Origin of the sequence: Clostridium sp. LS, assembly GCF_002760435.1 — a bacterium.
Lineage (GTDB): Bacteria > Bacillota > Clostridia > Clostridiales > Clostridiaceae > Clostridium.
In genome coordinates, this window is the sequence record NZ_AUUU01000027.1 from 51,119 (window position 1) to 66,568 (window position 15,450).

The window sequence follows — 15,450 nt, forward strand, 5'->3', positions numbered from 1 at the left end:
TATATGGATAATAAAGTTGTTATATCCTTGATATAGTAATTCTTGCGTTCACGGCCATATTCTCAGCGAATTCTCAGTTTAGATTAAGGGAGTATTAAGGCTGCCTTGCTATAATTCAATTAATGAAGAAATTAAAAAATAGAAGATAATGAAATGAAAATAAGCTTTCTATTGAAAGTTAATCAGAAAAAATTCATTATCGCTAAATATAGAGATTTACAGAAGGAGAATGAATATGACTAAGAAAATGAAGAAATCGCAGATTTTAAGACATGGAGTACAATTAGTTTTATTTTTTGTAATGCCAGGCCTATATTCTATGGTTTTCAGTGAATTAAGAACTGTATATCAAATGATTATTAATGGAAATTTTAATTTTATTGCAGCATTTCCAAGTTTAGTGGAATTTACAGCGATTATGCTTTTAACAATAGTAATGGGTAGATGGTTTTGTGGTTGGTTATGTGCTTTTGGAGCTTATAATGATTTTGTTTATTTCATATCAAAAAAAATATTTAAATCTAAATTTAAAGTAGATGAAAAAGTTGATTCAGCACTTAAGTATGTGAAATATGTGATTCTTGTATTTATAATAATTATTTCTTGGACTATGGGAAGTAAAATATTAGAAAGTACAAGTCCTTGGGATGCTTTTGGACAAATAACTGATGTATCTACAATTTTCTCAAGTTTAATAATAGGATTAATTCTTTTAGTCTTAATTACAATAGGTGCAGCGTTTATTGAAAGATTTTTCTGCAGATACTTATGTCCTTTAGGAGCCATATTTGCTATAATATCTAAAATTGGAATAGTAAAAATTAATAAACCTAAAGCAGATTGCGGTAAGTGTAGAGCTTGCACAATGAACTGTTCAATGGGATTACAGCTTTATAAGGTAGATAGTGTTAAAGGTGGAGATTGTATTAATTGCTTAAAATGTACTGAAGTATGTTATAGAAATAATGCTAATGTAAATGTTCTTGGCAGAGATCTAGATGCTAAATTAACAGGATCAGTTGCAATGGCTACATTCTTAGGTATATATGGTCTTACTAATTTTGGTGGAAATGCAGTAACTAAGTCTGGAATAGCAGCAAATAGTAATACAATTTCAAGTAGTGTAAATTCAGAAAATAGTCCTTCACAAACTTATAAAGATGGAACATATACAGGTACTGGAACAGGTTATAGGGGAGGAACAACTAAAGTTTCTGTTACGATAGCTAATGGAAAAATAACTAATATAGAAACTATATCTAATGAAGATACTCCAAAGTTTTATCAAAGAGTTGAAGGAACTATAACAAAAAGTATAATCTCAAAGCAATCAACATCAGTAGACACAGTTTCAGGAGCTACTTTTAGTTCAAAAGGGATTATAAGTGCTGTAGCCAGTGCCTTAAGCCAGGCAAAATAATTAGTTTTTAGGTGAGTAATTTATAATTAAGTTAATCACTTGTAGATTGTTTATTTGTTAGATCAATCAAATAGGTTTAAATTTAATAGTGAAAAGGAAACTGTTGAGGGCATAAACAAAAGGTTTATGCCCTCATATTTTATATAATGGCAAATTAGAGAAGATTGATGAATAAAAACAAATATAAAATATTTAAGTTTATTTCTAATTTAAAAGGATAAGAATATTATAAAAATCTTGATTATGTCATTGTAATTAAAATATATTGTTATATATTCAGAGTATATGGTAGGAAGTATTAAAATAACCTTAATTTTCATTATTTATTTGAAGAAAAAGTAAAAATAAGGTATAATATGGGGTAAAAGCCACAAAAGATAGTGACTTAAATATGGATTTAAATATTTAATAAATAGCACAGGGTTTCAAAGTATTTTACTTTAGGCACCTTTTACATATGTGGTAATTTCCATAATTTAAATAAATTAAAGTTTGATTTTAAAAACTTAAAATATATAATACTTAGTGGATAATTAAAGCAATAAATGAATTTTATTATAAATTTGTAATTTGAGGTGAATAATGAAGAGAAAAATTATCGCTACTATAATTTTGCTTGCAAGCATATTAGCAGGAGGTTATTTATATAAAAACTATAGTATAAAGACAAATTCAGGTAAATTAATTTTAAATGAAAAGAGTGCATATGATGCCTCAAAAGAAATTGGAGCAGCATTAAACTCATTTGATAGCAGTAATAAGGCAAAGGTTATTACAAATGTCAATACATTATCTAATATAGTATCATTGTCTTTTGAGGGTATTAGTGATCGTGATACTATGCAGAAAATAACCGAAATGTTAGACAAGTATGGGATTAAGGCAACGTTTTTTATACCAGGAATTAAAGCAGCAGAGGATTCTGATACAGTAGAGATGCTTCAAAAAAATGGACATGAAATAGGGAACGGGACTCTAAACTGGAAAAAGAATATGCAGGATTTGCCGTCAGAAGATTTAGTAACTGATTTTTGCAGAACTAACAACATTTTAAAATCAATAACAGGTAAAGATCCAACCTTATTAAAATGCAATTCAACTATTTATAATGATAATATTTTAGAAGCCGCATATGCTGCAGGGACTAAATATGTTGTTAATAGTGATCATTATATAAGTTATCAAAGTTTTAAAAATTATGATCAAGCATATCAGTATTTAAAAAATTTAAAAAATGGAACAATAATTTCTATAAAATTAGAAGGAGTTCTTGATAGCAGTGAGTATGGGAAAAAAAGAGTTGAGGAAAAGCCAGCAATAGACAAACAAGCAAGTATAAATGATATTAATATTGATGGAGAAAAGAAAATTGATATTACACAAATTGTAGAATGGCTTTTAAAATCAATAAATGAACAAAATAGGATTGTTGTTAAAGTATCCGATCTTGGGAGTGATGAGGAGGGATACGATAAATCATTATATTTCCTAAACAATGATGGAGATAGTATAAATACTAAAACAAGAAATAAAATAAATAGCTCTAATGGTAAATTAAATGAAAATAATATAACCTCAAATAAAGAATTAAATAAAAAAAATAAGTCTAATACAGACTCTATAAACTTTCAAGAGTTAATAGAAAAAAATAATGGAAATCAAGCACCAGTTATTTCACGATTTTTTACTACTCAAAAAGCCTTAACATATACGTTTAGAGGATTAAGTAATGAAGCGTGTTTAGATAAAGTGTTAGAAAAACTTGATAAAATGAATGCAAAGGGAACATTCTTTGTAACAAAGGAAGAAATACTAAAATATCCAGAGCGAATAAATAAAATCTTAAGTAAAGGTCATGAAATCGGTAATGGAGGAATAACGAATAGTTCAGCTATATTAAATAAATCAACGGAAGAAATCTGCAAAGAAATTTATGATGTAGATAAATTACTAAAAGATAAAGGAATAACTACAAATGCATATATGCCAGGATATGGATATACAAATCCTAAAATTAGGGAAGCTTTATCCGCGGTAACGAATATACCATCTTTAAAAAATTATGAGTTATTTACTTATACAAAGAACCCTATTATTAATAAATATAAAGGAATGGCTGCTGAAGAGATCGTTCCAGATTACTTTAATACAGAATCATATCTATCACTTAGAATGGGTGATATAGTTTATTTTAGATTAGATTCTAATTTGTTTGAGAGCAATGATGTGATTGCAAATATAATAGAGTTGTTAACTAAGAATTATGTTAAAAATGGTTATGTTAACAAAATTGATACGGAAACAAAATCCTACAATTTAACTCTAAAGCCATTAGGATATTCAGTAGTAACATTAAATAATTTACAAAATACCATTGAAACACCAACACAGTTAGGAAGATACAAAATTTTAGATAATTTAGTTCCTATGAAAAAAAGGACTGAAGCCGATGCAATAGAAGTAATGAAAAAGAATTATATAGGAAATAGTGATGTAGATTTAGGTAACTTTAACACAACTGAAAAAAACTATCTTGATAAAAAAGGAACAATTAATACAAATGGAGAAAATGTTATATTTTTTACTTTTGACGACTGGGGAGGAGATCCTGAAATAAATGAAATACTTAATGTACTAAATAAACATAATGTGCATGCAACCTTTTTTGTAATAGCAAAATATGCAGATGTTAATAGTGGCATATCCAATGCAAATCCAAATCTACTTAGAACTATTGCTATAAACGGCAATGACATTGGAAGTCACAATTATAATCATGAGCTTTTAGGAACTGATGTACAAGCGCTTCAAGAATCTTTAGTTAAATCTTATAATGTTATGGAAAGTGTAGTGGGAGATTTAAATTCCTTAAAACCATATTTTAGACCACCTACCCTATATTTAAGTAAGCAAGGGTTAGAGTCTGTTTTTGAAAGCGGCTATAAATATTCTATTAGCGGAAATATAACAACTCATGATTATGAAAAGACTTCTGCACAGGAAATAGTTAATTATATTGAGAATGGATTAGTTAAGAATACAGGTAATATAGTTGTAATGCATATGAATGATCAAGCTTATTATACTGCAGAAGCGCTAGATATATTCTTAACTAAAAATGAAAAAGGCCTGTATGGAGAAAAATATAAAATTGCGAAATTAAGTGATTACTTAGAAAAATAAGATATATATTAGGGGAGCGATATATGAATGTAAAACAAGGGATATTAAAAAATAATAAAGTTAAAGTTGAGGATGTTCTTTTAAATCCTCGTAAAGATAGAAGGTTGTTAGCAAATGTTCCTGATAAAGAATCAATAAGAACTACGGTTGATCGCAGAGGTAAACGAGTATTAGGTGAATACGATGGGGATCCTAATTTATTTATAAAGAGTAAACAGGCCGGAATAAGATATGTAATGCAAACTGATGTTAAAGTAATATGTAAAAACAAAAAAGATAGTGATACATTTACCGTTGAATCAGTTGATGTTTCAACTACAGGAATCCTTTTAAGATTAAAGGATAAGGAACAATTAGATATAATAAGTAAGGCTGATAACATTAAATTAAAATTTAGAGTACTGCCTGGTTCTATGCCGGAAGGGTATGAAATGAATGTTAACATTAGTGGTAAAAAAGTTAGAGAGACTATAGCTGAAAATGGTGAAATAACATGTGGCATAGAGTTTATTGACAGCTTAGCTGAGTACTCTAATAGAAAAAAAGATAGATATTTATTAGCCGCTTCGAGTCTACTATTATTATTTATAAGTATAGTCGTAATATTAATGCGTGCCGAAAGTGTTATATACTATAAATTTAATAAATCCATATATACATATAGCATTATTGCAGCTGTATTCTTATTAAGTAGATATTTATTTGGTGTTTTATACAAGCCTATACCTATAGACGTTGATTATACTCCAGGTGTAACAGTCATCATTCCTTGTTTTAATGAAGAGGAATGGATAGAGAACACAATTTTAAGTTGTATTAACCAAGATTATCCCATTGATAAGTTGGAAGTAATAGTTGTAGATGATTATTCTAATGATAATTCTGTAGAGCAAATTAAAAGTACTATAGATAAATTAAATAAGGAAGCAGAGAGGTTCGATGCTCCAAGACGGGTGAAATATTTTGTTCAAGAAAAAAACTCGGGTAAAAGAGATGCACTTTGCAGAGGTGTTTTGGAAGCAAAGCATGATTTAGTTGTATTTGTTGATTCAGATAGTTTTTTGGATCCTTTTGCAATAAGAAATTTGGTCCAACCTTTTAAAGATCCTAAAATGGGGGGAGTAGCAGGCAGGACGGATGTTGCCAATACTTACACAAATGCATTAACTAAAATGCAGTCTGTTAGGTATTATATTGCTTTTAGAATTATGAAAGCGGCAGAAGCTTATTTTGATGCAGTTACTTGTTTATCTGGACCATTATCGTGCTATAAAAAGCAGATAGTTATTGATCATATGGATGAGTGGTTAAATCAAAGATTTTTAGGTCAAAAGGCAACCTTTGGTGATGATAGAGCTATGACTAATTTTGTATTAAGGAATTATAGGACCAGTTATCAAGATACAGCAATTTGTGCTACTGTCGTACCAAATAATTATAAGGTATTCCTTAAACAGCAAATGAGATGGAAGAGATCATGGCTAAGAGAATCAATTATTGCAGGAAAGTTTATGTGGAAAAAGGAACCTTTTATGGCTGGCTTCTTTTATATGGGAGTGCTTGTACCTATTGCTGCACCGGTGATAGTAACATACAATTTATTCTACGTGCCAATTGTACATAGGATATTTCCTACTACGTTTCTTATTGGGTTATTGATGATGGCATTATTGATGAGTTTTGCACAGATGTTTTTTAGAAGAAGCACTACCTGGATTTTTGGAATGTTATTTTGTATTTACTATGAGGCTGTATTACTTTGGCAAATGCCTATAGCATGGGTAACGTTTTGGAAATCAACTTGGGGAACACGAATGACTCCAAGTGATATAGAAGCTAAGAGAAAAAAAGAACAAAGAAAAATGTCTAATATGTTAAGAAGAAAAGGAGGAAAAATAAATGAAGAATAAAGATTTTTCTCCTGGAAAAAAAGATAGAATAAAGATTGCAAGAAGTATATTTGAAGGAATAATTGTAATTACAGTGCTTACACTTATTATAAAAACTTTATTTACGTTTTCAGTGTATAAACCATATAGTTCAAGCGCGATTTCAAAAGAATCTAATGATGTTAAAAATGGGTTTATTGCAGTATCATATTTTGGTGTAGATAGAACTGGAGACGAAACCTTAATAAGTACTGAGGCATTAGAAAAACAAATAAAGGCACTAAAAGATAATGGGTATGTAACAATAACCCAACAAGATATATTAGATTATTATAAAAATGGAAAAAAATTACCAGACAAAGCTTTGTTTCTATTATTTGAAGACGGAAGAAGAGATACTGCGATATTCTCACAAAAAATACTAGAACAATATAACTATAAAGCCACTATGCTGACCTATGCTGATAAGTTTGAAAAAAATGATCCGAAGTTTTTAATGCCTAAGGATTTATTAAACTTAAAAGACAGTTCTTTTTGGGAATTGGGGACTAACGGATATAGATTAGAGTATATAAATGTTTTTGATAGATACTCCAATTTTTTAGGAAGACTTGATTCCGTTGAATTTTCCAAGGCAGCACCTACAATTAAAAGAGATTATAATCACTACCTTATGGATTACATTAGAGATGAAAATGGTATTCCAATAGAAACTCGTGAAGAGATGAATAAACGTATTAATTCTGATTATGAAGCATTAACAAAAATATATAATAATGAGCTAGGGTATGTACCTCAGTTATATGTTTTGATGCATTCAAATACAGGAAAGTTTGGAACTAATGATAAAGTTAGTGAAGTAAATGGCAAATGGATTAAGGACTTATTTTCCATAAACTTTAATAGAGAAGGCTATTCATTGAATTTACCGAATAGTTCGATTTATGATTTAACTAGAATCCAGCCACAAGCCTATTGGAGTACAAACCATTTGCTAATGAGAACTTGGGATGATACTAAAAAAGATACTCAGTTTGTTATAGGAGATGCGGACAAGGCTAGAGATTTTCAACAAATTCGTGGACAAGCCGAGTTCGTAGATGATAAAATTATATTAACTTCATTACCAAAAGATAAAGGACTTATTAAGCTGGCTAATAGTAAACCTGTTAAAGATGTAAAAATATCAACAATGCTTAATGGTAATATTATAGGTTCTCAATCCATATACTTAAGATCTAATGAGGATACAAGTAATAGCATATGTATTCAACTTGTTAACAATGTTGTTAATGTTATTGAAAATTCAAATGGAACTAAAACTAACCTATACTCTTTAGCTTTAGGTGATAAGAATAAAGAAGAATATGATATCAAGGAATCAGGCAGTAAAAAAGTTGATATAACATTAATTGATAACAAATTGACTTTAACTATTGATGATAAAAAAATAGTAGAGGATTTAAAAGTTAGCAATGAAAATAAAGGGGATATCTTCTTGGAATCTGCATGGGGAAATTATGGATATAGCCAAAGAAATATTGCAGATGATGTATATGATGGAATATTTAAAAATTTTAAAGTAACTAGCATAAATAATGAGGTTTTATATGATTCTTCTTTGAAAGGATTGGAAGCCATCAAGTATAATGTTAAGAATTCATTTAATAAACTCGTGAATTGGTTTATTAAAAATCTATAGATTATTAAGGTGATTAATGAGTGCTATCATGAGAAAGAGATTTATTTTTATTAAAATATTAGTACTATTAATATTTATAATTTCAATTTTATATATAAATGTTAGTAGAAAAGAAATTAGGGTTGATAGTAAGGAGTCAAAAGTATTTGATGAGAATGTAAATAGTTTATCGGCATGGGCTGCATACTGGGATTTAAATTTGGACAATGAGATTGAAGTTTTAAATAGTAATTTAAAGAATGTTTCGTATTTTGCAGCTGATTTTGATTCTAATAGCAATTTAGTAGTACCTGAGCAATTAATTAGTTATTATAATAAAACAAAGAGTAATGATTATAATAAATATATTACTATTGTAAATGATAAGGAAATTAGTAATGGGAACTATTCACAAAAAGATGTGACTTTATTAAAAGATTTATTAAGTACTCCAGACTCAAGAAGCAGTCATATTGAAAAAATTATAGATTTAGCAGTTAAATATGATTTTGATGGCATAGAAATTGATTATGAAAAAATAAAAAAAGATATGCCTCTCTGGAGTGACTATATAATGTTTATAAATGAGCTATATCAAAAATCTGAAGACAAAGGTCTAAAATTGAGGGTTGTATTAGAACCAGATATACCTTCTGATAAATTAAACTTTCCAGATGGGCCAACATATGTGATAATGTGCTATAATTTGCACGGAGATTTTAGTGGTCCAGGAGGAAAGGCGAGTCCAGAATTTATAAGAAGCTTAATAGAAAAGATGAGCAGAATACCAGGTAAGAAGGAGTTTGCAATTGCAACTGGCGGGTTCAGTTGGGAATCTAATGGAAAAGTAAATTCTATTACAGAGGCTCAAGCTGTTAAGTTACTAAAAGAATCTAATGAGGAAGTAAAACGTGATGGGGAAAGTCAATGTTTATTTTTTAGTTATAAGGATAAAAATAATATAAACCATGAGGTCTGGTATGCTGATAAAATTACGTTAAAATCTTGGATGAATGTTATAAGAGAGAAGGGCTATGATGTCAGTATCTGGAGGTTAGGTGGTAATTATTTTTAGCAAAGGAATCCGAATGTGAACCATAATATTTGCAGCTATGTGGTTACTAATAATATCCACAATAATAGATATTATGAATTTAAAAGAATTTATAAGTTGGCATTAACACATTTAGAGAAAAAGTTAATATAATAATTTCAGGATTATAATATTAGCAGGAGTATGAGATAAAATGCCAACTAAAAGCAAAAATAATGCAGTCAAAAAACCTACTACTGTAGTGCCGATAAAGCGAATTAAAAAAAAGAAAGAAACTATATTAATTGAAGTTGCAAAAGATCAGGTCATAGGCGAATTTATTAATGGATTTGAGGTAATAAAGCCAATTAAAAGATATGGTAAATACTATGTACAAGCTAAAAATAAGTAATCTTTAATGAGTGAAAAGCTCATATTAAAGATGCACTTTCTACATTATAATATACAATTAATGCAATATATGGATAGTAATCAAATTAATTCATATGTTGCATTTCTTAATTTAAATAATGAATTTTAAATAATAAATTATCATATACTTGACGATTTAGAATTAATGGTATAAGCTTTATCTTGTGAAAGATAATTTTATAATTGAATAACTAGGGGAGCTAATATTTTGGCTGAGATTGGAAAGATTGATTTCCTAGACTCTTATAACCTGATTTGGTTAATACCAACGTAGGGAAGTATATTAATATTTTTTTGTGCATATAATTATTGATGTATCCCTTTTGGATACATTTTTTTTTGCTTAAAAATATTTAACTCTTTAAAGTTAATCAATTTAATTTCACAAAATTTTATTTAATTTTTAAGGAGGGTTTTTAATGAAAGAAAAAAGTAAAGCACAAAAAATTGCATTGAGTGGTGTGTTAATTGGTATTTCAGTAATCTTTGGAACTTTTTCTATACCAATTTTAGGTGCTAAAATTTCACCAATACAACACTTTGTAAATGTAGTAGGGGCCATAACCTTAGGTCCAGTTTATGCAGTTTTAAACGCATTTATTGCATCACTTATTAGAAATATGATGGGAACTGGTACTTTACTGGCTTTTCCGGGAAGTATGGTAGGTGCATTACTTGCAGGAATTCTTTACAAGAAATTTAAGAAACCAAGCATAGCTGTAATTGGAGAATTAATTGGAACAGGAATATTAGGAGCATTACTAGCATATCCCGTAGCAGTAATACTTTTAGGTAAAAAAGCAGCGATTTTTGCATATGTGATTCCATTTATATCAAGCTGCAGCGTGGGAGCTGTTATAGCATATTTCTTTGTAAAAGTTCCAATAATAAGAAAAATACTAGTAGATAATGAAGTATCGACATATGAGAATGATTTAAAAAATACACATAAAGTTTAGAAAGAAATATATAAAAATAATTTAACTGTAGAATAAGAAGAAAGGTGATTTTATGTTTAGAGCATTAACTATTGCAGGGTCTGATTCATGTGGAGGAGCTGGGATTCAAGCTGATTTAAAAGCTTTTTCAGCCAATGGTGTTTATGGTATGAGCGTGATTACCGCTGTAACTGCACAAAATACAATGGGTGTGTTTGGAATTCAGGATATAGATCCAGAGATGATTGAAGCACAAATAAATGTAATTTTTGAGGATATAAGAGTAGATGCAATTAAAATAGGAATGGTTTCTAAAATTGAATCTATCAAAGCTATAGCAAAATCCTTAAGAAAAGTTGAAGATTTACCAGTAATTGTTTTAGATCCTGTAATGATCTCTAAAAGTGGATTCAATTTACTATCTAGAGATGCAAAGGATACTTTAGTTAAAGAATTATTTCCATTAGCAACATTAATCACTCCAAATTTGCCAGAAGCAGAAGAAATTTTAGGTATTAAAATAGAAACCTTAGAAGACATGAAAGAAGCGGCTTTAAAGTTAAAAGAACTAGGACCAAAAGCTGTTTTAGTAAAAGGCGGACATCTAGAAGGTGAAGCAACGGATTTATTATTTGATGGAAAAGAATTTGTAATTTTAGAGCAAGAAAGGATTAATACTAAGCATACTCATGGAACTGGATGTACTTTATCATCTACTATAGCTGCAAACCTAGCTAAAAATATGACTATTGAAGAAGCAGTGAGAAGTGGGAAAAAGTATATAACCTGTGCTATTGAACATGGATTTGAGCTTGGAAAAGGTGTAGGACCAACTAATCATTTTTATGAGCTTTATAAGAAAGCGAAATTCAGTTAACAGTTTAGGAGAAAATCCTTGCGGGATTTTTAAAATTATAATATCAGAAAAGTTTGTAATTATCAAAGTGTATTAAATAAGAGTGCGATAAAGGAGATAGAGGAAAATGAATTATAAAACACAAATGGAAGCAGCTAAAAAAGGTATAGTTACTAAAGAGATGAAAATAGTAGCTGAAAAAGAGAGAATTTCAGAAGAAAAGTTAATGAAGCTTGTAGCAGAAGGTAAAGTTGCTATTCCAGCTAATATTAATCATAAATCACTTAGTCCAGAGGGGATTGGCGATGGATTAAGAACAAAGATAAATGTAAACTTAGGTATTTCAGGAGATTCGGTTGACTATTGCAGAGAAATGGAAAAAGTAAAAATGGCAATAGATTTTGGTGCTGAGGCTATAATGGATTTAAGTAACTATGGAAAGACTCAAGAATTCAGAGAAAAGCTTATTGATTATTCTCCAGCTATGATAGGTACAGTTCCAATGTATGATGCTATTGGATATCTTGAAAAAGATCTTTTAGATATAAAAGCTAAGGATTTTCTCGATGTAGTTTTGGCTCATGCTAAAGCAGGAGTTGATTTTGTTACTATTCACGCTGGAATTAATAAAAGAACTGTTGCATTATTTAAGGAAGATAAGAGAAGATTAAATATAGTATCTAGAGGAGGATCTCTATTATTTGCTTGGATGGAAATGACAGGCAATGAAAATCCATTTTATGAATATTATGATGAATTGCTTGAAATTCTTAGAGAATATGATGTAACAATTAGTCTTGGAGATGCAATGAGACCAGGTTGTTTAGATGATTCAACTGATGCAGGTCAAATTACTGAACTTATTGAATTGGGTCTATTAACAAAGAGAGCTTGGGCTAAAGATGTTCAAGTTATGATTGAAGGACCAGGACATATGGCTATGAACGAAATTGCAGCTAATATGCAAATTGAAAAAAGATTATGCCATGGTGCACCATTCTATGTACTTGGACCTCTTGTAACTGATATTGCGCCAGGATATGATCACATAACTTCAGCTATCGGTGGAGCTATTGCAGCTACTCATGGAGCAAACTTCCTTTGCTATGTAACACCAGCTGAACATTTAAGATTACCTGATTTATCAGATGTTAGAGAGGGAATTATTGCATCAAAGATTGCAGCTCATGCAGCAGACATAGCTAATGGACTTCCAGGTGCAAGAGATAGAGATAATGCAATGGCAGATGCTCGTCAAAAACTTGATTGGGAAGAGATGTTCAAGATTGCTATAGATGGAAAAAAGGCAAGAGAATATTTTGAAAGTGTGCCGCCAGAAGATATGCATAGCTGTTCAATGTGTGGAAAAATGTGTGCAGTAAGAACAACAAACAGAATTCTAAATGGCGACAAAGTAGAACTTTTTGATCAAAAATAAGATTTGTGCAAATTACAATCATGATATGATTAACCGAAAGAAATGATACTCTGTTGTTTCGGTTACTAGAAAATATGGCTGTGGATTTTTAACATTATAAGTTGCACCATCTAAGCATGTTCCTAAGTCAAGCTTATTACAAGCTTAGATGGAACAACTTATAATGAAGAAATGCCTACAGCCATATTTTCAATGTAACACTGTACAAAAGAGTATCATTTCTTTCCATTATAGTGTAATATCAAAATATAATTTAACAGATAATCAATGTTATAGTTAACAATGAGTTATTTAAGGAGAAAATATAAAAATTTTACTTTTGAAAGGAGGTTCTGGTAAGAATAGAAAGAAACAATTCTTGCTGGAAATATTTATGAGTAATGAAATATCAATTAAAATAGGAAACCTATTAGATGAAGTTAGAAATAAGAAACCTCTTGTACATAATATAACAAATTATGTTACAGTAAATGATTGTGCAAATATTTTGCTTGCAATAGGTGCATCTCCAATTATGGCTGATGATATTAAGGAAGCAGCTGATATTACAAAAATTTCATCTGCGCTTGTAATAAATATTGGAACATTAAATGAAAGAACTGTTGAATCTATGATTGCTTCAGGAAAGAAAGCAAATGAGTTAAATATTCCAGTTGTATTTGATCCAGTAGGTGCTGGAGCATCAGAATTTAGAAATTCAACAACTAAAAAGATATTGGATGAAGTAAAGGTAAGTGTAATTCGCGGAAATATGTCTGAAATTAAATTTATCAGTGGACTAGAATCAACAACTAAGGGTGTTGATGCATCTGAAAGTGATGCAAAAACAGGTAGTGATGAAGGTATTAATGTAGCAAAAAGCTTAGCTAATAAGCTAAATTGTACTGTAGCAATTACTGGAGCTACAGATATTATATCTGATGGAAAAAGAGTTGCAATACTTGAAAATGGTACTAAAATGTTATCAAATGTAACTGGAACAGGCTGCATGACAACTTCATTGGTTGGAGCATTTTGCGGAGCTGGTTCAGATTATTTTCTAGGAGCCGTATCAGGAATTATTTCAATGGGAATAGCGGGGGAAATTGCTTTTGACAAAGCAGGGCAAGTTGGAACAGGAAGTTTCCATATTGCCATTATAGATGCTATTAGCAATTTGAATTCAGAAGTAATTAATAATATGGCTAAGGCCAAAGAATTATAAGCCAGCAAGTGAAAATTAGATGCATATTTGTTACAATAGTAGGTAGAGTTAACAGATATGTGTCTAATTTTTTATAATGCATATGGTTAGAGAGAAAAAATAATAAAAATTAATTTATAGATAAAAATAAAATTAGGAGGCAAATTTTATGAAACCTAAAATAGATTATAGTATTTACCTTGTAACAGATAGGGATTTAATGAGTACAGAAACTTTAGAAGAAGCTGTAGAACAGGCAATTCTTGGAGGATGTACATTAGTTCAGTTAAGAGAAAAGGACTGTTCATCTCTAGATTTTTATAATACTGCTGTAAAAGTAAAAGAAATTACTGATAAACGTAATGTTCCATTAATAATAAATGATAGACTAGATATTGCACTAGCAGTTGATGCTGCAGGAGTACACGTAGGGCAAAGTGATATGCCGGCAGCAATTGTGAGAAAGATAATAGGTGAAGATAAGATTATAGGAGTTTCAACTGGATCATTAAAACAAGCACTTAAAGCACAAGAAGATGGAGCAGACTATATAGGGGTTGGAGCCATGTATGCAACAGGGACGAAGAAAGATGCAAATCCAACTAGTATGGAAGAGTTAAAAAAAATAAGAGAAAATGTATCAATACCTATAGTAGTAATTGGTGGTATAAATAAAGATAGAATTAAGGATTTTCAAGGTTTTGGAATTGATGGCCTTGCAATAGTGTCTGCGATTATTGCACAAAAAGATATTGCTGAAGCTACAAGGGAATTAAAAGAGTTGTTTAATAACAATAGGGGATAAATAATGAGAGTATGAAATTTTTTGTGAAAATTTTAACCTATTTATGCTAAAAAAGTTGTATAATATCTTCAGGTAGATTAAATATACTAGGAGGGATTTTAATGGAAATATTAGAGCTGAAAAAGAATTTATATTGGACCGGAGTATTAGATAAAAACTTAAGAGTATTCGATATTATTATGGAAACAGAATTTGGGACTTCTTATAATTCTTATTTACTTAAAACAAATGAAAAGACAGTATTATTTGAAACTGCAAAAGCTAAATTTTTTGACGAATATTTAAATGCGTTAAGCAAAATAATTGATGTTAAGGATATTGATTATATAGTTGTAAACCACACTGAACCAGACCATGCAGGAAGTATAGAAAAGCTTATTGAAATGAATCCAGATGTTAAAATTGTTGGAACTCAAGTTGCAATAGGCTTCTTAAAGAATATAGTGAATCGTGATTTCAATGGAATAATTGTAAAAGAAAATGAAACTTTAGAACTTGGTGATAAGACTTTACGCTTTATGATATTACCAAATCTACATTGGCCTGATACAATGTATACATATATTGAAGAAGATAAGACTTTAGTTACTTG

Annotated in this window: 12 protein-coding genes and 1 riboswitch; all 12 genes read left to right on the plus strand. The window is 29.7% G+C overall.

Going from position 1 to position 15,450, the window contains the following annotated elements; all coding sequences use genetic code 11:
• Positions 1-235: 235 nt before the first annotated feature.
• Positions 236-1,420: a 4Fe-4S binding protein gene (locus COL3_RS06915; protein WP_008421895.1), complete on the plus strand. Its 1,185-nt coding sequence runs from the start codon at positions 236-238 to the stop codon at positions 1,418-1,420.
• Positions 1,421-2,002: 582 nt separating this feature from the next.
• Positions 2,003-4,603 carry a polysaccharide deacetylase family protein gene (locus COL3_RS06920; protein WP_008421896.1) on the plus strand — a complete coding sequence of 867 codons (2,601 nt, stop codon included), beginning with the start codon at positions 2,003-2,005 and terminating at the stop codon, positions 4,601-4,603.
• Between the two features lie 23 nt (positions 4,604-4,626).
• Positions 4,627-6,513 (plus strand): glycosyltransferase, encoded by a 1,887-nt coding sequence (locus tag COL3_RS06925; protein WP_008421897.1) that lies wholly within the window; start codon positions 4,627-4,629, stop codon positions 6,511-6,513.
• On the plus strand, positions 6,503-8,194 hold the full coding sequence (locus tag COL3_RS06930; protein WP_008421898.1) for a hypothetical protein: 1,692 nt from the start codon (positions 6,503-6,505) through the stop codon (positions 8,192-8,194). The genes COL3_RS06925 and COL3_RS06930 overlap by 11 nt, the downstream gene beginning before the upstream one ends.
• Positions 8,195-8,222: 28 nt before the next feature.
• The gene (locus COL3_RS06935; protein ID WP_099716592.1) at positions 8,223-9,248 is read left to right on the plus strand and encodes a glycosyl hydrolase family 18 protein; all 1,026 of its coding nucleotides are present in this window, start codon (positions 8,223-8,225) and stop codon (positions 9,246-9,248) included.
• Between the two features lie 172 nt (positions 9,249-9,420).
• Positions 9,421-9,618 (plus strand): hypothetical protein, encoded by a 198-nt coding sequence (locus COL3_RS06940; protein WP_008421900.1) that lies wholly within the window; start codon positions 9,421-9,423, stop codon positions 9,616-9,618.
• Between the two features lie 203 nt (positions 9,619-9,821).
• Positions 9,822-9,932: riboswitch (TPP riboswitch) on the plus strand.
• 125 nt (positions 9,933-10,057) lie between these two features.
• The gene (gene thiW, locus COL3_RS06945) at positions 10,058-10,597 is read left to right on the plus strand and encodes an energy coupling factor transporter S component ThiW (RefSeq protein WP_008421901.1); all 540 of its coding nucleotides are present in this window, start codon (positions 10,058-10,060) and stop codon (positions 10,595-10,597) included.
• 52 nt (positions 10,598-10,649) lie between these two features.
• Positions 10,650-11,453 (plus strand): bifunctional hydroxymethylpyrimidine kinase/phosphomethylpyrimidine kinase, encoded by an 804-nt coding sequence (gene thiD, locus COL3_RS06950; protein ID WP_008421903.1) that lies wholly within the window; start codon positions 10,650-10,652, stop codon positions 11,451-11,453.
• Positions 11,454-11,559: 106 nt separating this feature from the next.
• The gene (gene thiC / locus COL3_RS06955) at positions 11,560-12,870 is read left to right on the plus strand and encodes a phosphomethylpyrimidine synthase ThiC (RefSeq protein WP_008421904.1); all 1,311 of its coding nucleotides are present in this window, start codon (positions 11,560-11,562) and stop codon (positions 12,868-12,870) included.
• 373 nt (positions 12,871-13,243) lie between these two features.
• Positions 13,244-14,074, plus strand: a complete 831-nt coding sequence (gene thiM / locus COL3_RS06960) for a hydroxyethylthiazole kinase (RefSeq protein WP_008421905.1) — start codon at positions 13,244-13,246, stop codon at positions 14,072-14,074.
• Between the two features lie 148 nt (positions 14,075-14,222).
• Entirely contained in the window at positions 14,223-14,858 is a 636-nt protein-coding gene (gene thiE, locus COL3_RS06965) for a thiamine phosphate synthase (protein WP_008421906.1), read from the plus strand.
• A gap of 101 nt (positions 14,859-14,959) precedes the next feature.
• Positions 14,960-15,450, plus strand: a 491-nt coding sequence (locus COL3_RS06970; protein WP_143327527.1) for an FprA family A-type flavoprotein, incomplete at its 3' end; no start/stop codon positions are given.

Excerpts from the sequence above, each read along its gene's own strand:
- COL3_RS06935 (WP_099716592.1), top strand. The coding sequence starts at position 8,223 with ATGAGAAAGAGATTTATTTTTATTAAAATATTAGTACTATTAATATTT.
- thiE (WP_008421906.1), top strand. The coding sequence starts at position 14,223 with ATGAAACCTAAAATAGATTATAGTATTTACCTTGTAACAGATAGGGAT.
- COL3_RS06920 (WP_008421896.1), top strand. The coding sequence starts at position 2,003 with ATGAAGAGAAAAATTATCGCTACTATAATTTTGCTTGCAAGCATATTA.
- COL3_RS06930 (WP_008421898.1), top strand. The coding sequence starts at position 6,503 with ATGAAGAATAAAGATTTTTCTCCTGGAAAAAAAGATAGAATAAAGATT.
- thiW (WP_008421901.1), top strand. The coding sequence starts at position 10,058 with ATGAAAGAAAAAAGTAAAGCACAAAAAATTGCATTGAGTGGTGTGTTA.
- thiC (WP_008421904.1), top strand. The coding sequence starts at position 11,560 with ATGAATTATAAAACACAAATGGAAGCAGCTAAAAAAGGTATAGTTACT.
- COL3_RS06915 (WP_008421895.1), top strand. The coding sequence starts at position 236 with ATGACTAAGAAAATGAAGAAATCGCAGATTTTAAGACATGGAGTACAA.
- thiD (WP_008421903.1), top strand. The coding sequence starts at position 10,650 with ATGTTTAGAGCATTAACTATTGCAGGGTCTGATTCATGTGGAGGAGCT.
- COL3_RS06940 (WP_008421900.1), top strand. The coding sequence starts at position 9,421 with ATGCCAACTAAAAGCAAAAATAATGCAGTCAAAAAACCTACTACTGTA.
- COL3_RS06925 (WP_008421897.1), top strand. The coding sequence starts at position 4,627 with ATGAATGTAAAACAAGGGATATTAAAAAATAATAAAGTTAAAGTTGAG.
- thiM (WP_008421905.1), top strand. The coding sequence starts at position 13,244 with ATGAGTAATGAAATATCAATTAAAATAGGAAACCTATTAGATGAAGTT.